Origin of the sequence: Pantoea sp. Ap-967, from assembly GCF_011752565.1 — a bacterium.
GTDB lineage: Bacteria > Pseudomonadota > Gammaproteobacteria > Pseudomonadales > Pseudomonadaceae > Aquipseudomonas.
Window position 1 is genome coordinate 43,113 of the sequence record NZ_VWXK01000015.1, and the last position, 19,746, is coordinate 62,858.

Consider the following 19,746-nt stretch of genomic DNA (forward strand, 5'->3'; position numbering starts at 1 on the left):
AAAGGAAGGTTCGATCAATCATGAAGCGTGAACAAATCGAAGGCGTTGCAGAGAAAGTGGCGGGCAAGGCGCAGAGCGCGGCCGGCCAATGGCTGGACGATCCGCAGCTGGAAGCTGAGGGTGATGCGCGGCAGGTGTCGGGGCAGATCACCAAAAGCTACGGTGATGCGCTGGATAACGTGTCGGCGTTCGTCAGGGAAAAACCGCTGACGTCGCTGGCGGTGGCCGCCGGGTTGACGCTGCTGGTCAGCCGCTTGCTGCGGCGCTGACCGCAAAAGCATCGCGAGCTGCGCTCGCTCCTACCAAGGCCTGCGGAAATCCCGTAGGAGCGAGCGCCAGCTCGCGATCAATCTCAGGCAAAAAAAAGGCCGCCGGGCAAAACCCGGCGGCCTTTTCATCTACAGCATGCTGGCTTACTTGTTGTAAGTCATCACGCCATCTTCACCGTCCACGAAGCCGTTGAACGGGGTAACCTGGCTCGCATTGAGCAGGCCCACGTCAAACAGGTTCTGTGGCCCGGTGGCCTGAACCACCGCTGGCTGCAGCAGCGCTTCCATGAAGCGACGGCTTTCGGCCAGGCTACCACCGATCACGCGGCTGCCGAGGTCGACTTGCGACGAGTCGTTCACGTCGCCCATCAGCGCCTTGATCAGCGTGGCGTTGCCGTTGTCGGCCTTCACCGACACCTGCCAGGCACGTACGTTGGCCACGCCCGGCATGTTGTCCAGCACCTGCGGCGCGACGAACACCACCTTGCCACCGCCGGCGGCGTTGGAGGTTTGCACCGAGGCCACCTGGATGGTCTTGCCACCCTGGTAGCTGACGGTACCGGTGTCGGTGCGGGTGGTGCTGGTTGGCGCCATCACCACGTCGCCCGTGCCGGTGACGCTGACATTGCCACGGCCGCTGGTGTTGATGTCGGCGTTCTGCTGGATGTTGGCAGCGCTCAGGGTGATGTTGCCCGCCCCGCCGTTGCTCACCGTGCCGTTGACGTTCAGGTCGCCAGCCGCCGCCAGGGTGATGTCACCCTGGGCGACGCTCAGCGACGACAGGTTCAGTGCCGAAGCCGAGGTACTGTTGAGGTTGACACCGCCGTTGCCGCCGTTGCCTGCCAGGTTCTGCACGTTGACGTCCAGGGCGTTGCCGCGCTGGCCAAGGCCGTTGGCCGCCACCAGGTTGGCGCTCTGCGCGTTGATGTTGCTCTGCGCATTGCCATTGGCGTCGACGATGGCGCCGGCGCTGGCGGTCAGGTTGACGGTGTGGCCGCTGGCATTGACCACGTCCACGCCGAGGTTGCCGCTGGTGCTGGTGACCGCAACGTCGCCGTTGCCGCTGTTCACGGTCAGGCGGTTGAGGCCGTCGGCTTCATCCACGGTGACGTTACCGGCGGTGGCCTGGGCGTTGATGCTGTTGGCCTGGGTTTGCACGGCCATGCCGTTGCTGGCGGTCAGGTTCACGGCGTCGCCCTTGATGCGGGTGTTGCCGTTGCCATCGTCCAGCAGTGCACCGTTCTCGGTGGTCAGGGCCACGCTGCCGGTAGCGCTTACTGCGCCCACGGTGGCGTTGCCGTCGGCCACGGTCACGGCGATGTTGCCGTTGCCAGTGCTGACGTTCTCCAGGGTCACCGCCTGGCTTTGGGCCAGGTTGATGTCGCCGCCCGTGGTGCTGGCCGACACGCTGTTGCCGTGCAGTTGCAGGGCACCTTGCGCGCCATTGCCCAGGCCGTTGGCCGCGTTCAACTCGATGCGCTCGGCACTGATGCCGGTGGCCTGGGCCACACGGGCCAGCAGGCGAGCGAGCAGGCTCGGTTGCTGGGTGACGATGGCGCCACCGGTGGAGCTCAGGGTGACGTTGCCGTTGTTGGCAGCGACGCTGTTCACGCCGATGTCGCCAGCGGCGGTGACGTTGACATTGCCATTGCTGGTGGTGATACGGCTCAGGGTGATGCCGTCATCTTCGGCCAGGGTGACGTCGCCGCTGGCGTTGCTTACCGTTGCGCTGTCCACTGCGGTGTGCAGGTTGACGCCGGTCTGCGCGGCCACGCTCAGGCTGGAGCCCTTGACCAGGCCGCCGTTGGCGGTGACCACCTTGCCGGTGGAGTCCAGGGCGATGCTGCTGCCCTGCAGTTGCTTGACGGTAATGTCCCCGGCGTTTACCGACACCAGGCCATTGGCCGCGGCGACGTTGTCGAGGGTGACGGCATCGGCCTCGTCGACCACGATCGAGCCGCTAGCGGCCGACGCGCTGAGGTTGTCGACAGCGGTGCGCAGTGCATCGTTGGTGCCGATGTTGCCGCCGGCGGTGGCGATCAGCTGCTGGGCGCTGACGTTGCGCGCGGCGTTGCCTTGAACCTGGATGTCACCGGCGGTGGCATTGAGGGTCACCTTGCCGTTGCCGGTGGCGATCTGGTCGATCACCAGGTTGTTGCCAGCGCTGTAGTTCACATCGCCTTGGCCGATGACGCTGGCCTGGGTGCCGGCGTCCATGGTCAGGTCGTTGCCTGCCTTGGCCACCAGGTTGCCAGCGCCAGCCTGCACCAGCGCGTGCTGGTTCAGGTTGTTGCCTGCGGTGAGGGTGATGGTGCCGGTACCGGTGCTCACCTGCTGCAGGTCGACGTTGCCGCCGGCGCTGTAGTCGATGTTGCCGGCATTGACCACGGTGCTGTCGGCCAGGGTGGTCAGGTTGCCGTTGGCGTGCGCAGTGAGGTTACCTGCTGCCGTCTGCACCAGGGCGTTCTGCACCAGGTTGCCGCCTGCGTTCAGGCTGATGTTGCCCGCTTCGGTGGTCACCTGCTGCAGGCTGACGTTGCCGCCGGCGCTGTAGTCGATGTTGCCGGTGCCATCGACGGTGGTCGCGGCCAGGGTGGTCAGGTCGCCGGAGGCCTTGGCCACGATGTCGCCAGCAGCGGTGCGCACCTGGTCGTTCTGCACCAGGTTGCCGCCTGCGTTCAGGCTGATGTTGCCGGCGCCGGTGGTCACCTGCTGCAGGTCGACGTTGCCGCCGGCGCTGTAGTCGATGTTGCCGGTGCCATCGACGGTAGTCGAGGCCAGGGTGGTCAGGTCGCCGGTGGCCTTGGCCACGATGTCGCCTGCAGCGGTGCGCACCTGAGCGTTCTGCACCAGGTCGCCGCCTGCGTTCAGGCTGATGTTGCCGGCGCCGGTGGTCACCTGCTGCAGGCTGACGTTGCCGCCTGCGCTGTAGTCGATGTTGCCGGTGCCATCGACGGTGGTCGCGGCCAGGGTGGTCAGGTCGCCGGTGGCCTTGGCCACGATGTCGCCTGCAGCGGTGCGCACCAGGTCGTTCTGCACCAGGTCGCCGCCTGCGTTCAGGCTGATGTTGCCCGCTTCGGTCTGAACAGCTTCGTTCAGGGTCAGGTCGCCCTGCTCTGCCGTCAGCTCGATGTTGCCGGTGTCGGTGACGACAGTGCGCAGGTTGGCGTTGCCGCCCGCGTTGTAGGCCACGTTACCGGTGCCGGAAGAGCGGGCAGCGGTGCCAGCCAACATGTCGATGTCGCCACCGGCCTTGACCGCGATATCACCGTTGTCGGTGCTGATGTCGGCGTTCTGCTGAACGTTGCCACCTGCGCTCAGGCGCGCTGCGCCGTCGCCGTAGTTGTGCACGCGCTCGTTGACGGTCAGGTTGCCGGCCGTGGTGACTTCGATGTCGCCATCGGCGTTGTCCAGGCCAGTGATGCTGCGGTTGCCCAGGTTCGGGGTAACGCCGCCGATGACCAGGTCACCGTCCAGGTCGTTGACCTTGATGCTGCCGGTGTCGGTGTAGGCTTCCAGCTTGGCGACCTTGACGTCCAGGGCCTTGTCGTTGCCGATACCGTTGCCGGCGTACAGCGACAGGTTGGCGGCATCGATGTTGCTGGTGCCGTCGGTCTTGGCGTTGGTGATCTGGTTGCCGGCCACCAGGCTGACGGTGTCGCTGGCGCTGGTGTCGGTGCTGATGCTGCCGACGTTCAGGGAACCACCGGTGGTCACGGTGACGTTACCGTGGTCGGTTTCCAGGGTGCCGACGTTGAGGTCGTCGACCTCGGCCAGGTTGACTTCACCGCTGGCGGTGACATTGACGGTGTTGACCTGGGTGTCCAGGTGGCGGTTGGCGTTGCTGCCGGTGGCACCGACGCTGCCCGCTGCGTGGATGTTCAGGGTATCGGCGACGATCAGGGTGCTGTTGTCCTGGTCATCGTCCACCGCGCCGTCGGCCTCCAGGCTGACGGTGCCAGTACCGGCATCGACGCTGCCGACCACGATGGCACCACCGGCCTTGAGGTCGATGTTGCCGCTGGCGGTCTTGAGGTTACGCGCAGTCACCGCGTTCGCTTCACGCACGGTGATGTTGCCGGCGTTGGTGACTTCGGCGTTCAGCGTGTCGACTTCGCTGTCGAGGTCGATGGCGCCTGCGGCCTTGGCCACCAGGGTGCCGCCCTGCACGTTGCGCTCGACGGTGTTGCCATCGATGATCGCGCCGTTGGTGGCGGTCAGGCTGACGGTGTGGGTGTGGGTGCTGTCTTTGACCAGCTGGTCGATTTTCAGCGAACCGTCGGTGGTGACGCTGATGTCACCGGCGCCGGTGATGCCTTTCACCGCACCTTCGGTGCCGATGGTCAGCAGTGCACCGCCGTTGGCGTTGACGATGGCCACGCCACCAGTGCCGGCGTCGGCTGCAACGCGGTCGGTCTGGGTGTTGACCGCCTGCAGGGCACCGATGCCGTTGCCAGCGACCATTTTCAGATCTGGGGTCACCAGCACGCCGCCCTGGCCCAGGATGGCCTGGCCAGCCTTGAGGCTGATGGCAGTGTCGCTGGAGACGGTGCCGACCACGCCGACGTTGCCAGTGGCTTCGGCGACGATCTGCTTGCCGGTGGCAACGGTGATGTCGCCCAGGCCCAGGCTGCCGGTGGAGTTCAGGTACAGGCTGGAGTCGATGGTGCCGCCGTTGTTGATGTCCAGGCGGTTGGCAGTGATGCCCAGCGGCTTCTCGGCAGAGCTGTCGATCTGCTGGTTCAGGTTGTAGGCGGCCACGGCCTGCTTGCGCACCTGCAGGGCGGCGTCGCGGGCGGTGTTGGCCTTGAACACGGCCAGCTCGGCAGCGGCCTTGGAGGTGGCCGTGGTGTCACGGATGGCGGTGGTGGTGGCCAGGTTGGTGGCAGCGGTGTAGATCGCCGCGTTGGCCACGTCCAGGGTGTTGTTCAGCTCCACCAGCAGGTCTTGCTGCGGCGCCAGGCTGTAGCGCTCGTAGCTGTCCAGGGCCAGGGAGGCTGCGGACATCACCAGGTCGACCACGGCGAAGGCGGCGTCGGCACCGGCGTCGCCGGAGAACGGCACGGCCTGGGCGGCACCGGCGATCACGGCAGCGGCGTTGCGCACCACGGTGGCGGCGTTCAGCGCGGTGTTCAGCGCATCGGCGGTGGCCGACATGCTGTCGACTTTTGCCGACTGGGCGTTGGCAGCCACTTCGGCCAGGCGCTGGCTGAGCTCGGCCAGGCTGTTCTGCAGGGTGGCCGAGGTCACCAGGGCCTCGTAGTCCTTCAGCTGCTGGATGAGGATGTTCAGCTGCAGCAACTTGGCGGCGGCCTCGGCATCGCGTGCCGAGTATTCGGCAATGGCGGTGTCGCGGGTCAGCTCGGCGTTGTACTTGCTTGGGGTGCTGGCGGTGAGGCTGACGTTGTTGCCACGGATGTTCTGCGCGGTGCCGTTGCCGTCGAGGATCACACCGCCGGCCGAGGCCACGGTGACGTCGCCGGTGGCGCCGGCATCGAGCATGCCGATGGTGATGTTCGACTGCGCCTGCAGGGTGATGTTGCCGCCGTCGGTTTTCAGGTTACCGGCGATGATCACGCCGTCGTAGCCCGGCACTTCGCTGCTGGATTTGGAGGTCGCGATCAGGGTGATGCTACCGCCACCTGGCAGGTAGATGGTGTCGTTCTGGTTGAGGAAGACGATGTTGCCCGAGGTGGCTTTGAGCACCAGCGAGCCGCCATCCATGGTGATGGTGCCGCCGTTGTTGTCGAGCACGGTGATGGCGGTGGCAACGATGTTGATCGCGCTGGCGCCCTTGCCGGTCAGCGAGCTGGCGTCCACGGCCACGGCGCCGGCGTTGGTGGCGGTGACGCCACCGGTGCCGCCTGCAGCGGACAGGAAGCTTACGTCCAGGGCCAGTTCGCCCTGTTGGCCGATGCCGTTCGGTGCGCTGATGTCCAGCGAGCGGGCGACGACGTTGGCGGCGCTGGTGCTGGTACGGCCGTCTTCGATGCTGCCACCGGCAGCGATCTTGACGTTGTTGCCACCGGCATCGACGTTGCCCAGCTTGATGCTGCCATCGGCTTCGATCTGGATATCGCTGCCGCTGCCGCCGCTGGTGATCTGCTTGAGCGAGATCAGGTTACCGCTGGCCTGGCGGGCGTAGATACCGCCGTTGGCGGCGTCGATCACCAGTTCGTCAACCTGGATTTCCAGGGCGTCGCCGCTGGTGCCGAACGACTTCACCGCTGCAGTCAGGCCGCTGGTGACGAAGTTGGCAGCGCTGCCGTTGCCGTCGGTGACGTTGCCGGACACCTTGAAGTCGATGGTACCGCTGGCCTTGAGCTGGCCAACCACGGTGTCACCGCTGTTCTGGAAGGCGATCTTGCCGTTGCTGGCGAGCACGTCCAGCAGGCTGATGGCACCGATGTTGGAGAAGTTCACGTCACCGCTGTTGGCGGTCAGGTTCACAGCGCCTGCCACCTTGCTCGACAGGGCCTTGCTGCTGGTGCCGATGGAGCCTGCGTTGACGTTCAGAGAGCCTGCGGAAATCACGGTGCCCGAAGCGTCGTCGGCAGCCGTCACGGCGCCGCCTGCGGTCAGTTTCACTGCGGTCTTGGCACTGACCGACTCAACCGACAGGTTGCCGCTCTGGTTCACCGTCACGGCGCCATTGGTGGCGTTGGCGGTGGCCGTCAGGGCCAGGTCGGCCGAGGTGTTGGCGACGTTGGCGATGCCGTTGCGGCTGGTCAGGGTGAGGTCGCTGGCCTGGGTTTGCAGGGCGGTGTCGGCGCTGCCGATGTTGCCCGTGGCGTCGATGACCACATCCTTGCCGACCACGCTGCCGCTGCCTTGGGTGATGTCACCGGCAGCGGTCAGCGACACGCTCTTGTCGGCGCCTGCGTTGATGCCGTTGAGCTTCAGGCCGGCGGCGGTGTTGCTGAACGAAACGTCCATGGCCTGCAGGCGGGTCAGCGCCAGCGCGTTGGTGTTGCGGCTGTAGGTCAGCGCGCCGCCGCTGAAGGTGACGTTGGTGTCACCGTTGGGCGTGGTCACCGACAGTGCGCTCAGCGCCTTGTCGTTGCTGGCGTAGACACCGGCCTGGGCGGCGGTGGTGGTGGCGCTCAGGGTGTCGACGCTGGTGCCCAGCTTCTTGGCCGAGGTGCCGACACCGGACTTGGCGCTGGCGGTCAGGCCCTTGGCGGTGACGTTGGTGGTCGAGCCAGTGGCGGCAATGATGCTGCCATTGCCGGCGGTGAGGCCGACGTTGCCGCCGTTGGCGGTGATGCTGCCGACGGTGATGTTGCCCTGGGTGGCGTTGAGCACGACGTTGTTGTCGGTGCCGGCCGCGGTCACGGTGCCGACGGTCAGGCCGTTGCTTTCGCTCAGGTACACGCCACCGTTGCCGGCAGCCGCGTTGACGGTGTTGCTCTGGGTGCTCAGGGACTGCGCGGCGTCACCGATCTCGCCACCGGCGCTGAGGTTGACGGTGCGGCCAACCAGAGCGGTGCCGGCTTGGGCGGCAAGGATGCTGCCGGTGTCGGAGGTGACGGTCAGGCCGTTGGTGGCCGACACGGTGCCGGTGAGGATCACCCCTTCGCTGGCCTGGACCTTGACGTTCTTGCTGCCGGTACTGCCGTTGCTCAGGGTGATCGAACCGCTGTTGTCCACGGCGGCGGAGCTGCTGCTCAGGCCGTTGACGGTGATCTGCTCGCGGGCAATGACGTCGCCGAGAATCAGCGCGCCGTCGTTCTTGACGTTGATGCCGCCGTTCTGGGTGGAGGCCGAGAGCACGCCCACTTTGGTGTTGACCGCGGTGCTGTCGCTGCCCACGGCGCCATCGGCGACCAGCTTGGCCGAGTAGCCGGTGACGTTGGCCTTGCTGCTGTCGGCCGAGGTGATGCTGCCGTTCTGCGCGGTGATCACCACGCTGCCGCCTGCGTCTGCAGTGCCGGCCTTGACTTCGCCCAGGGCGACGCCGCCGCTGACGTCGGTGACCAGCACGTTGCCGCTTTGCGAGCTGGCGTTGAGCACGTCGGCATCGACGGTCAGCGCACCTTCCTCGGAACCGATCGAAGCGCCTTCGTCGGTCACGGCCAGGTTCAGGGTGTTGGCGCGGGTCGAGCTGGTGCTGGTGGTGGTGATGGTCTTGCCGGCGGTGAGGCTGGCGGTGCTGGCCGCCGCGGTGGCCACGCCCTTGATGGTGCCGGCCTGGACGATATCGCCAGCGGCGATGGTCAGGTCGGTGGCTTCGATGATGCCGCTGTTGTTGACCACCGAGCTCATCAGGCCGCTGGCGGAGTTGCCCTGCAGCAAGACGGTCTGGGCCGTTACGGTGCCGCTGTTGCTGACGCCGGTGGCGGTGTTGCCGGTGGCAGTGGCCAGGGTGTCGGCGCTGACGCTGAAGTTGATCAGGTTGCTGCCTTGCAGGTTGACCGTGAAGCGGTCACCCGCGGCCATGGTCACCCGGCCGACGTTGGCGATGACGAAGCCGGTGTTGTCCACCTTGGGCGCGACCAGGTAGACGAACCCGCCGCTGCCAGTGGTGATCTGGCCCTGGTTGGCGATGCTGGCCAGGTCCTTGCCGGCGACCTGGGAGAATTCCAGCTGGCCGCCGTTGAGGAAGCTTGCATCGCTGACATCGAAGGTGGTGGCCAGCAGGCCGGCCACGTCGACGCTGGAGTTGGCGCCGAAGACGATGCCGTTGGGGTTGATCAGGAAGATGTTGCCGTTGGCCTGCAGGGCGCCCTGGATGTTCGACACCTGGCTGCCCAGCACCCGGTTCAGGGTGATCGAGTCGTTACCGGCCTGCTGGGCGAAGCGCACCAGCTCACCGGTGTCGATGCTGAAGTCGGTCCAGTTGATGATGCCCTTCTGCAGGGCCTGGGTGATCACCAGTTCGTTGTTGTTCATCGAACCGATGGTGATGCCGCCACTGACCACGGTACCGCCGGTTGGCGCCGCGAGGGCAACCGAGCTGGTAGCGCCGATGACGGAAACCGAAACCGCCTTGATGAATGTCTGCGTGCCTTTCTTCTTGCGGGACATGAGTACTTACCTGTGCAAATTGGGGGTCGTTTCCGCGACTCAGAAGTGGTAACGGGCCTGGGCGTAGACGTAGGAGTTGTCCTCGGTCTTGGTGCCGATCGGCACGCCGAAGTCCACCCGCAGGTCGACGCAGTCCAGTGGCCGCGCCAGCAGGCCGATGGCGGCGCCGGAGAGGTCCTGGTGTTTTTCCTGGCCAACCAGCGGGTCTTTCACCCAGACCTGGCCGTGGTCCAGGCGCGCGGTGGCCTGGTAGCGGTCGCTGTCCTTGAACAGCGCGTAGCGGCCTTCGAGGCTGGCGGTGAAGCCGTTGTCGCCGGAGTAGGTCGACGGCGCGTGGCCGGCCACCGAGTTGAAGCCACCCACACCCCACTGCTCGCTGGACACCAGCGAGTCGAACGAGTACTGGCCGGCGATGCGCGGGATCACCAGGAAGCGCGGGGTGATCTGTTGCAGGCGGGCCACGTCGAAGGTGACCTTGGTGAAGTTGTTGTCGGCCTTGGCGGCGGCGCGGCTGGACATGGTCGAGTTGTCGTCCATGCCGCCCAGCGCTTCGCCCAGGCCGTAGTGCAGGCCCATGGTGGCCAGGGTGCGGCCGTACAGGTCGGAGTTGTCCAGACTGACGGTGAAGCGCAGCTTGCGCACCTTGTCTTCGGCCGTGCGCACGCCAAGGATGCTCTGGTCCAGGTCCTGGGCTTCGAGCCAGGCTTCGGCGGTGACGATGCTGCGCGCCGAACGCACGAAGTCCTGGGCCATGCCCAGGCCCCAGCTCTGGTTCTCACCTTCGATTTCCAGCACGCGGTAGGTGTTGCCGACGTCGACGTTACCCTTGGAGAAGTAGGCGCGGGCCTTGGTGCCGGTGGCGTTCAGCGGCAGGCTGTAGTCGACGTAGCCGTACCACAGGTCGCCGGCGCCCAGGGAGGTCAGGGCGAGCACGTTGGCCTCGTCGCCGTGGCCGGTCAGGTTGGCGAACTTCAGGCTCGGCATCAGGCGGGTTTCGCCGGTGTCCTTGCTGCCGTAGTTGTTGATTTCCATCGCGCCCTGGATGCGAGGCGCTTCGGTCACATCGACCACCAGGTCGGTGGAACCGGTTTGCTGCCCTGGTTGCAGGGTGGAGGTGACCTCGATGCCGGACAGGCGGTTGAGGTGGGTCAGCGCGCGCTCGACCTGCTCCAGGGTGAACGGCTTGCCTTCGACTACGCCGCCGGCTGCCAGTGCGTCATGCACCTGCTCGGCGGAGAAGCGCTTGGCGCCGGTGACTTGCACGTTGCCCAGCCAGCCTTCGAGCACCACCAGCTTCAGGGCCGGTTCGTTGGCGAAGTCCTGGGCCGGCACCACGACCTTGACCAGGCGGTAGTTGGCGGCCTGGTAGTAGGCCTCGACCTTGGCGGCCAGGGCTTTCATCTCGACCAGGGTCATCGGACGACCCAAGTCGCCGGCGATCTGCGCGTTGAGCTGCTCGTTGCTGAAGGTGCGGTTACCGCTGAACTCGACGGCGTTGACCTGTACCCGGGCCTGGGCGGCCTGGGCCGGGGCGGCGGCGGCCGCGGTTTCGGCGGCCATGGCCGCGTTGGCTGTCATCACGGCAAAACCGAGGGCGCACAGCAGCGCCTTCGCCGGAACGTGGGAATTGAACATGGGAACCTTGCTGTCAGTGAGGGGCGAGGAAGATGTGTGGGGACGGTAATTCGAGGGTCGAGTTACATCCGGCATTTTTGGTTCTCTTGCGACTAGGCACACGCGAGCACGGCCTGCTCTGGGGAGGCCGAACAATCCTTGGTAAACCGTTTTTAAAACTTCGGGCGAAAGCGCGCCCCGGCCGAAAAGTCTCAGCCAGTCAATTTTTTTGTTGGGCACACACAAGCGGCCTCAACCAGGCTTGCACGCAAAGTTCTTTAGCACTCCCCCCGCGGGTCCATCGCAGCAGTGACCAATAGCATGGTCTAGGGTGAGCGCCGCATTAATAGCGTTGTTAGTAATAACGGTCAATCACTAGTTGTGAACTATTTTTTGACGCGGTTTATTTGACGCGCTTTAAGAGACGCATTTTTACAGCGCACTAACAATTAATGCACCGACTCGATAGGTAACTAAGCATTTTGCCGGGTAACGCCTTGAGCCCCTGCAGGGTGTGGGCTTAAGCGGCATGGTCGGCGCGCGGGAGCAGTTCGCTGCCGTCAAAAATCTGAAACATACGGGTGATTGGGAGGCGCGTCCGGCGTGGTGGTTAATTCATATGAGTATTTGTGTTTAATAGGTCGGCAGGCACAAGCAAACTTACACACTGCGATACAACAGCACATTTAAATCACCCACCCTATTGAACTTAATTTTCAACTCATTCATTCGCATCTTTACGGGCACGCGCAACACGGTAATTATTCGGCTTAATGAATCGCCTTTAGCGCATCGCGGTAGGTGACGCCCATCTTCCCCGCGTATAACTTGAAGCAACGCATAACGCATTCACTCATAAAAATGACCGCGAGAGAGTGATCTTGCGCAGTCATGTAATACCAAGGCAAGGCAGCACTTAGATACGCGGATGGAATGGCCTTGCCCAGCGCGGAGCAATGGCTGCGGCCCGGCGGGCCTGGGCGGGGTCGTCCGACCACCTGGAGGAGAGGTGGCGGCAATGTCAGGCATTCGATTGTCAGACAATACAGGACAGAGGAACGCAAATGGATTGCTTCAGTTCTGTGAATGCAGGGTTGCTATTACAGTAATTCCAAATCGTTATTAGTGATGAGGTTCACAGATTTTGATATTAGGCTGCCAGCAATTGTGAAGAAGTGTGTGAAGGCGGGAGGGGTGGGAATATGGCATACCACGGGAATGTACTCACTCGGACATTCTGTGATGATGGCAAAAGAATTGCACTTTTGCGGTGACCGAATATCGGGAAGATCAGAAGAAATTAAGTGTGACTGAAACTTTTCACCAGGCGGGTTGTCGCGGTTATTTGGTGGGCCTGGGGGGCATGGTTTGAGATTTGGGTTGCGGTCGAGATCGAGCGCCGCCCGCGCGGCGCTTCGCGAGCTGCGCTCGCTCCTACGTTTGTTTCGGGCCAATGGGGCCTGGGGGATTTGCGCGCGAACGCCTTGGCGCATGGCACGATATCGCGCCGTACAAACCAGGCGGTCGCGCGCACCTGTCACAGGCATAACTGGCCCGAAACAAACGTAGGAGCGAGCGCAGCTCGCGAAGCGCCGCGCGGGCGGCGCTCGATCTCACAGGCGCCACAACCCTACAGGCATGCGCCTACAACCACAGGCATGCGCCACACCCCTGCAGGCATGCGCCTACAACCCTCACAGCACCGGCTTGCGCGGTGCTCCACTGCGCCGCTTGGCCATGGCCGCCAGGCGCACGGCAACGTTCGCCGCGCCATACCCGGCATACCCACCCTTGCGCTGGATGATCTCGAAGAAGAAACGCTCCTCGAACGGCTCGGTGTACACGTGGAACAGCTCACCGCCTTGGGCATCACGGTCGTACAGCACGTTGTAGTACGCCAACTCACTGAGAAACTCGTCGTTGAAGTCGAACCGCGCCGCCAAATCGTCGTAGTAGTTCAACGGAATTTCCAGCAACGGCACGCCCGATTCCTTGGCCCGCGCCACCTCGCTGAAAATGTCCTCGCAATCGAAGGCGATGTGGTGCACGCCCGAACCACGGTAGCTCGACAGGGCATGGGCAATGGCGGTGTTGCGGTTCTCGGAGATGTTGAGCGGCAAGCGCAGGCTGCCGCACTGGCTGCGCAGCGCCCGGCTTTTCACCAGGCCATAGGGGTCGGGCAGCACCACCTCGTCATCGGCGGCGAAGTCGAACAGGCTCTTGTAGAACAGCACCCAGCTGTCCAGCGACTCAGCCGGCAGCGCCAGGGCCATGTGGTCGATACGCTTGAGGCCACCACTGGCCGCAGCAGCCGGGTTCAGGCGGAAATCGGTGTCATACAGCGATTGCCCCTCCTTGCCCTGCTCCACCAGGTAGATCAGGCTGCCATCCGGTGCGCGTACGGCAGGCACTTCACACTCGTTGGGGCCAACCAGGCCGCGGAACGGCTGGCCACGAAAATCAGTGGCGCGCTGCAACGCGGCGTGCTCGTCCTTCACCCGCAGGGCGGTGGCGCACAGCGAAGGGCCATGGGCCTCGAAGAAGTTGTGGCCGAAGGAATAGGGCTCGGCGTTCAGCACGATATTGATGTCGTTCTGGCGCAGCAGACGCACATCCTTGCTGCGGTGCTTGCCGGCTTCGGCAAAACCCAGGCGCGTGAGCCAGCTACCCAGCCGGGCGCCAACCGCCTCGTCGACGGCAAACTCCAGGAACTCAACGCCGTCGTAGGCACTGGCGGCCGGTGGGGTGAACAGCACGCCCGGCTCCACGGTGGTGCCCTCTTCTGCCAGGCGCAGGCGAGTTTGTTCTTCAAGATACAGCAGCGAGCGCAGGCCATCGGCGGCGTTCTGCCGTGGCGGTGCTGCGCGGAAGCCATCGTTGAAGATTTCCAGCGACAGCGGGCCGCGGTAGCCGGTGGCGAGGATCGGCGCGAGGAAACCGGCCAGGTCCATTTCGCCCTGGCCCGGGAAGTTGCGGAAGTGGCGGCTCCACTCCAGCACGTCCATGTTCAGGATCGGCGCATCGGCCATCTGCACGAAGAAGATCTTGTCACCGGGAATATCGCGGATCGCGGCCGGGTCGCCCTTGAGCGACAAGGTGTGGAAGCTGTCGAGGATCACACCGAGGGCCGCATGGTCGGCCTGGCGCACCAGGTTCCACACTTGCTGGTAGGTATTGACGTGACGGCCCCAGGCCAGGGCTTCGTAGCCGATGCGCAAGCCACGCTTGCCGGCGTGCTCGGCGAGCAGGCGCAGGTCATCGACCAACAATTGTTCTTCGCCCAGGGCATCGGCCTGGACGTTGCTGCACACCAGCACCAGGTCGGTGCCCAGCTCTTGCATCAGGTCGAACTTGCGCTCGGCACGGTCGAGGTTTTTCTGCAGGCGGTCACGGCGGCAGCCTTCGAAATCACGGAACGGCTGGAACAGGGTGATGGCAATGCCCAGGTCGGCGCACATCTGCCGTACTTCGCGGGGGCTACCGGCGTAGTACAGCAAGTCGTTCTCGAAGATCTCGACGCCGTCGAAACCGGCGGCGGCGATGGCTTCGAGCTTTTCCGGCAGGGTGCCGCTCAAGGACACGGTGGCTATCGAACGCTGCATGGGGAAGTTCCTTGTTATTGGACGGACGACGGGCCGAAACCGCAATGGGTTTCTGGCACAGTCGATTATTCGCGGGTAAAGTCGACCCGGCAATCTGTTTGTACGGAATGGTTAGTTTTGCGTTCGATTACCGCACAAAACCGATTTCGACGAATTGATTCAGCGTCATCCCTAGGCAAACATGAACCCAGACGCAGGCACACCGACCGCCCCTTTCTGCCCTGATGGCGTTCGGCGGAACCTGCGCAGACTCGCCCAACGTCACAACATAATAAGTTCAATAAATTCGGGTACCGACCTATGCACACCTCCATCGCCTTGCGATCCGCACCTGCTCGTTCGTCCATCCATTGCAGACACCGCCTGCGATCGCCCGCGCTATAACGCACGCCTTACTCCCGACAAGCGATCGCACCCCACTGCCCGCCTCCACAGGCGAGGCCAGCCGTGCGGCGACCTACAAGAACAACGGAGACAACGATGGCTCACTCAAGCTCCCAAGCCAAGAAAGCGACCGCCAGCGGTTGGATTGGCTCGGCACTCGAATACTACGATTTCTTCATCTATGCCCAGGCTGCGGCACTGATTTTCCCGCAGATCTTCTTCCCCAACACCGACCCAAAAATGGCCATCATCGCCTCGCTGGCCACCTATGGCGTGGGCTACCTGGCACGCCCGGTCGGCGCCTTCGTGCTTGGCCACTGGGGCGATACCCGTGGGCGCAAGAACGTGTTGCTGCTGTGCATGTTCCTGATGGGCCTGTCGACCATGGCCGTCGGCCTGCTGCCTACCTACCACGACATCGGCCTGCTGGCCCCGGCCTTGCTGGTGGTGCTGCGCCTGGTCCAGGGCTTTGCCGTGGCCGGTGAAATTTCCGGTGCCAGTTCCATGATCATGGAGCATGCCCCGTTCGGGCGGCGTGGCTACTACGCCAGCTTCACCCTGCAGGGCGTGCAGGCCGGCCAGGTGCTGGCGGCGGCGGTGTTCCTGCCGCTGGCCTACTTCATGCCCAGTGAAGCCTTCAACGACTGGGGCTGGCGCATTCCGTTCCTGATGAGCGCCGTGGTGCTGATCGCAGGCTTCATCATCCGCAAGGAAGTGCATGAAACCCCGGCCTTCGTGAAGGAGGAAAAACAGGACAAGGTGGCCAAGTCGCCGATCAGCGAAGCTTTCCGCCACAGCTGGAAGCACATGGTGCTGGTGATGTTCATGGCCCTGATGAACGTGATTCCGGTGGTTGCCACCATCTTCGGCGCGGCCTACGCGGTACAGCCGGCCTATGGCATCGGCTTCGACAAGAGCGTGTACCTGTGGATTCCGGTGGTGGGCAACATCGTCGCGGTGCTGGTGATTCCGTTCGTGGGCAACCTGTCGGACAAGATCGGCCGTCGCCCGACCATGATCGCCGGCTGCCTGGGCTCGGGCCTGCTGGCCTTCGTCTACTTGTATGCGATCAGCATCCAGAACGTGCCGCTGGCCTTCGCCGCCTCGATCGTGATGTGGGGCATGGTGTACCAGGGCTACAACGCGGTATTCCCAAGCTTCTACCCAGAGCTGTTCCACACCCGCTACCGCGTTTCGGCCATGGCCATTGCCCAGAACATCGGCACCATGCTGACCGCAATGCTGCCAGCGCTGTTCGCCCTGGTGGCGCCACCGGGTTCGGAAAACATTCCGCTGGTGGTGGGTGGGCTGGCGTTCTTCATTACCTGCGTGTGTGCCCTGGCAGCTTACATTGCACCGGAAACCCACCGCTTGGCGATGGAAGACCTGGGCAATCCGGAGGCCAAGCCGATGGAGAAGGCCGCGTTCGAAGCCAGCCGTAAAGGCAGCTTTCAGGCGGTGAGCCACTGATAGTTCGTATGGGGCCGCTTTGCGGCCCTATCGCGACCTGCGGTCGCTCCTACCAGGGCGCGCATTCCCCCGCAGGTCGCGATGGGCTGCAACGCAGCCCCAGCGATGTCAGCCAGCAACCACTCGCTGCAGATTGACCCAAAGCTTCTGCACATGCTCCCGCTCGGTCGGCAACGCCCCCACCGACACCCGCACCATCCATTGCCCCTGCAGCGTCGCCGGCGTCACATACGCCACCCCGGATGCATTCAACCGCTCGGCCCACGCCCGGGTATGGGCATCCAGCGCCTCCCCTTGCAACCCCGCCGGCCGATGGCGAATGCACAAGGTCTGCAACTGCACCGGCGCCAGCACTTCCCAGCCCACCGTCGCCTCAACCTGCTGCGCCAGCCAACGGGCATTGTCCAGGTCCCGGCGCAAGCGCTGCTGCAAAGCCTCCACCCCTTCACTGCGCAACATGAACCACAGCTTCAACGCCCGGAACCTGCGCCCCAGCGGGATACCCCAGTCACGCAGGTTCTTCACCTCCCCGTCCACCGCCGATTGCAGGTAGCTGGGGTTGGTGCTCATCACCCGAATCAGGTGCTGCGGGTCGCGCACGTAGTAGATCGAACAGTCGAAGGCCACGCCCAACCATTTGTGGGCGTTGACCACCACCGAGTCGGCCAGCTCGATACCGTCCCACATCCAGCGGCATTCCGGCAGAATCATCGCCGAGCCGGCCATGGCCGAGTCCACGTGCAGCCACAGGCCGTTGGCCTGGGCAATTTCGCCAATCGGGCGCAGCGGGTCGAGGGCCGTAGTGGTGGTGGTGCCGGTGGTGGCGACCACCGCGCACGGCTGGTTGCCGGCGGCCAGGTCCTGCTCGATAGCGGCCTGCAGCGCTTGCGGGCACATGGCGAACTGCGCATCGGTGGCGATCAGGCGGATGTTGGCACGGCCGAACCCGGCCAGCAGCGCAGCTTTGTCGACGGAGCTGTGGGCGTGGGCGCTGACGTAGACGATCAGCGGCTTGCTTTCGGCTTGCAGGCCGCCGCGTACCAGCGCGTAGTCGGTGGCGCGCTCACGGGCGCTGATCAAGGCCACCAGGGTACTGGTGGACGCGGTGTCCTGGATCACCCCGCTCCACTGGCCCGACAGGCCGAGCAACTGGCGCAGCCAGTCGAGGGTGGTTTCCTCCAGCTCGCTCAGTGCCGGGCTGGACTGCCACGACAGGCCGAGCACGCCGAGGCCTGTGCTGAGGAAATCGCCAAGCACCGATGACAGGGTACCATTGGAGGGGAAGTAGCCGTAGAAGTCCGGGTGCTGCCAGTGCGACAGGCCCGGCATCAGCAACTGGTTGACGTCGGCGAGGATGGCGTCGAAGGGTTCGCCCTGCTGCGGCGCGCCTTTTGGCAGTTGCGCCTTGAGGTAACCGGGCTCGACCTGGGCCATGACCGGGCGCTCGCCCACGGACTGGCGATAGTCGGCGATCAGGTCGATCAGCTGGTGGCCGTACTGGCGGAATTGTTCTGGGGTCACGTGCGGGGCTCCTGGGGGTGGGTTGTTGCCAGTCTAGGCGCCTGGCGGCAGGCGAATAACCCCGCTTCGTGCATACCTCCTATGGCAAACCCGCAACCCCGCCCTGCACCCCGAACTGCGACTGGCGCCACAGCTCGAACACCCGGTTGCGCAACCAGCGGTGTTCGGCCGAGGCCTGCAGGCGCTGGTGCCACACCACCCAATAGCGCTGGGTATGCGCCACAAACCCCAGGGGCCGCCACGCCAGGCCATGCAGCCGGCACAATTGCCGGGCGATATGCTCAGGCACGGTGGCCAAAGCCTGGCTGTTGCCGATCACCTGCACGGTGGCCGAGAAGAACGGCACCTCCAGGCTGACCCGCCGCTGCAAGCCTTGGGCGCGCAGGTGGCGGTCGATGAAACTGTCCTTGTCGCCACCGCCAGAAATGCGCACATGCTTGCAGGACAGGTAATCGTCCTGCCCCAGCACCGCCAGGGCAGCCAGCTGGTGGTCCTGGCGCATCAGGCACACCGCCCGGTCTTCACCCAGCAGGCGGCCATGCAGGTTGGGCGGCGACTCATCGAACAGGGTGGTCGCCAGGTCGATCTCGCCACTGGCCAGCAAGGCATACTGCCCGGCCTGCCAGGTGCGGTAGTCGATGCACACGCCGGGCGCTTCCTGTTCCAGGGCCGCCACCAGCAACGGCAGCATGTGCTCGGCCACGTAGTCGGAAGCGGCCAGGCAGAAGCGGCGCTCGCAGCGGGCCGGGTCGAAGGTGGCGGGTTGGCGCAGGGCCTGGAGTTCTTCGAGCACCTGGCGCAGGGGTTCGACCAAGGCTTCGGCATGCTCGCTGAGCACGTAGCCCCGGCCCTGGCGCACCAGCAACGGGTCGTCGAAGGCTTGGCGCAGGTGGGCCAGCTGGCGGCTCAGGGCCGACTGGCTGACGCCCAGGCGGTCGGCGGCATGGCTGAGGTTCTTGAGCTGCAGGAGGCAGTCGAGGGTGCGCAGGTGGGCGAGGCTGAGGGAGGCGAAGGTGGGGTTCATCGGTGTTCGGCCCTGGGGTGCTGGCGAGGGTTTCACCCTCGCTTCGCGACCTGGCGGTCGCTCCTACGAGACGGGTAGGAGCGACCGCCAGGTCGCGATGGGCCGCAAAGCGGCCCCAACGATTAAGCGGTCAGCCCAACGTAGACGTTCTGCACGTCATCGTTCTCGTCAATCGCTTCCAGGAACGCTTCCACCTCAGCCAGCGCTTCAGCACTGAGGCTGGCCGCACTCACCGGGTTCTTCGGGGTATAGCCGATCTTCGCCGAAGTCACGCTGAAGCCATGCTCCGGCAGCGCCTTCTGTACCGCGTCCAGGTCGGTGGTGTCGGTGATGAACAGGGTCGAACCCTCTTCTTCACCCTCTTCGAAGTCCTGGGCACCGGCTTCGATGGCGGCCATTTCCGGGTCGGCATCGCCTTCGGCGGTGGCTTCGATCATGCCAACGTGGTTGAAGTCCCAGGCCACCGAGCCGCTGGCACCGAGCTGGCCCTTGCGGAACAGCACGCGGATCTGCGCCACGGTACGGTTGACGTTGTCGGTCAGGCACTCGACGATCAGCGGCACCTGGTGCGGGGCAAAGCCCTCGTAGCTCACCGCCGAGTACTGCACGGCGTCGCCGTCGAGGCCGGCACCCTTGCGGATGGCGCGCTCCAGCGTCTCGCGGGTCATCGAGGCCTTCTTGGCCTGGACGATGGCCAGGCGCAGGCGCGGGTTCATCTCCGGGTCGGCGCCCGAGCGGGCTGCGATCTGGATTTCCTTGGACAGCTTGCCCATGATCTTGCCCTTGGCATTGGCAGCTGTTTCTCTATGTTTGGCTTTCCACTGTGCGCCCATGT

General features: G+C 64.6%; 8 protein-coding genes. 2 read left to right on the forward strand and 6 right to left on the reverse strand.

The features are described from left to right. Positions 1-20: 20 nt before the first annotated feature. Positions 21-269, forward strand: a complete 249-nt coding sequence (locus F3J45_RS16975) for a CsbD family protein (RefSeq protein WP_167064978.1) — start codon at positions 21-23, stop codon at positions 267-269. A 144-nt stretch (positions 270-413) separates the two neighbouring features. Here the strand turns inward: F3J45_RS16975 and F3J45_RS16980 are convergent, their stop codons facing one another. From F3J45_RS16980 to quiC, 3 genes are all read right to left on the reverse strand, one after another. Next, positions 414-9,296 carry a filamentous hemagglutinin N-terminal domain-containing protein gene (locus F3J45_RS16980; RefSeq protein WP_167064980.1) on the reverse strand — a complete coding sequence of 2,961 codons (8,883 nt, stop codon included), beginning with the start codon at positions 9,294-9,296 and terminating at the stop codon, positions 414-416. Between the two features lie 39 nt (positions 9,297-9,335). Beyond that, entirely contained in the window at positions 9,336-10,931 is a 1,596-nt protein-coding gene (locus F3J45_RS16985) for a ShlB/FhaC/HecB family hemolysin secretion/activation protein (RefSeq protein WP_167064983.1), read from the reverse strand. 1,673 nt (positions 10,932-12,604) lie between these two features. After that, positions 12,605-14,512, reverse strand: coding sequence for a 3-dehydroshikimate dehydratase QuiC (quiC, locus tag F3J45_RS16990; protein WP_167064986.1), 1,908 nt, complete (start codon positions 14,510-14,512; stop codon positions 12,605-12,607). A 480-nt stretch (positions 14,513-14,992) separates the two neighbouring features. Here quiC and F3J45_RS16995 point away from each other — a divergent pair, with 480 nt between their 5' ends. Further along, entirely contained in the window at positions 14,993-16,366 is a 1,374-nt protein-coding gene (locus F3J45_RS16995; protein WP_167064989.1) for an MFS transporter, read from the forward strand. A 108-nt stretch (positions 16,367-16,474) separates the two neighbouring features. Here F3J45_RS16995 and F3J45_RS17000 read toward each other — a convergent pair whose 3' ends face one another. The 3 genes from F3J45_RS17000 to F3J45_RS17010 form a co-directional block, all read right to left on the reverse strand. Next, a complete protein-coding gene (locus tag F3J45_RS17000) occupies positions 16,475-17,887 on the reverse strand; it encodes a DOPA decarboxylase (RefSeq protein ID WP_167064992.1) in 1,413 nt (470 codons plus the stop codon). Between the two features lie 79 nt (positions 17,888-17,966). Continuing rightward, complete coding sequence (locus F3J45_RS17005; RefSeq protein WP_167064995.1) at positions 17,967-18,911, reverse strand: LysR family transcriptional regulator; 945 nt, start codon at positions 18,909-18,911, stop codon at positions 17,967-17,969. Between the two features lie 122 nt (positions 18,912-19,033). Beyond that, positions 19,034-19,744 carry a YebC/PmpR family DNA-binding transcriptional regulator gene (locus F3J45_RS17010; RefSeq protein ID WP_167064998.1) on the reverse strand — a complete coding sequence of 237 codons (711 nt, stop codon included), beginning with the start codon at positions 19,742-19,744 and terminating at the stop codon, positions 19,034-19,036. Positions 19,745-19,746: the final 2 nt, after the last annotated feature.

What these genes read in the sequence shown, in the direction of transcription:
- F3J45_RS16975 (WP_167064978.1), top strand. Translation starts at nt 21, where the DNA reads ATGAAGCGTGAACAAATCGAAGGCGTTGCAGAGAAAGTGGCGGGCAAG.
- F3J45_RS16980 (WP_167064980.1), bottom strand. Translation starts at nt 9,296, where the DNA reads ATGTCCCGCAAGAAGAAAGGCACGCAGACATTCATCAAGGCGGTTTCG.
- F3J45_RS16985 (WP_167064983.1), bottom strand. Translation starts at nt 10,931, where the DNA reads ATGTTCAATTCCCACGTTCCGGCGAAGGCGCTGCTGTGCGCCCTCGGT.
- quiC (WP_167064986.1), bottom strand. Translation starts at nt 14,512, where the DNA reads ATGCAGCGTTCGATAGCCACCGTGTCCTTGAGCGGCACCCTGCCGGAA.
- F3J45_RS16995 (WP_167064989.1), top strand. Translation starts at nt 14,993, where the DNA reads ATGGCTCACTCAAGCTCCCAAGCCAAGAAAGCGACCGCCAGCGGTTGG.
- F3J45_RS17005 (WP_167064995.1), bottom strand. Translation starts at nt 18,911, where the DNA reads ATGAACCCCACCTTCGCCTCCCTCAGCCTCGCCCACCTGCGCACCCTC.
- F3J45_RS17010 (WP_167064998.1), bottom strand. Translation starts at nt 19,744, where the DNA reads ATGGGCGCACAGTGGAAAGCCAAACATAGAGAAACAGCTGCCAATGCC.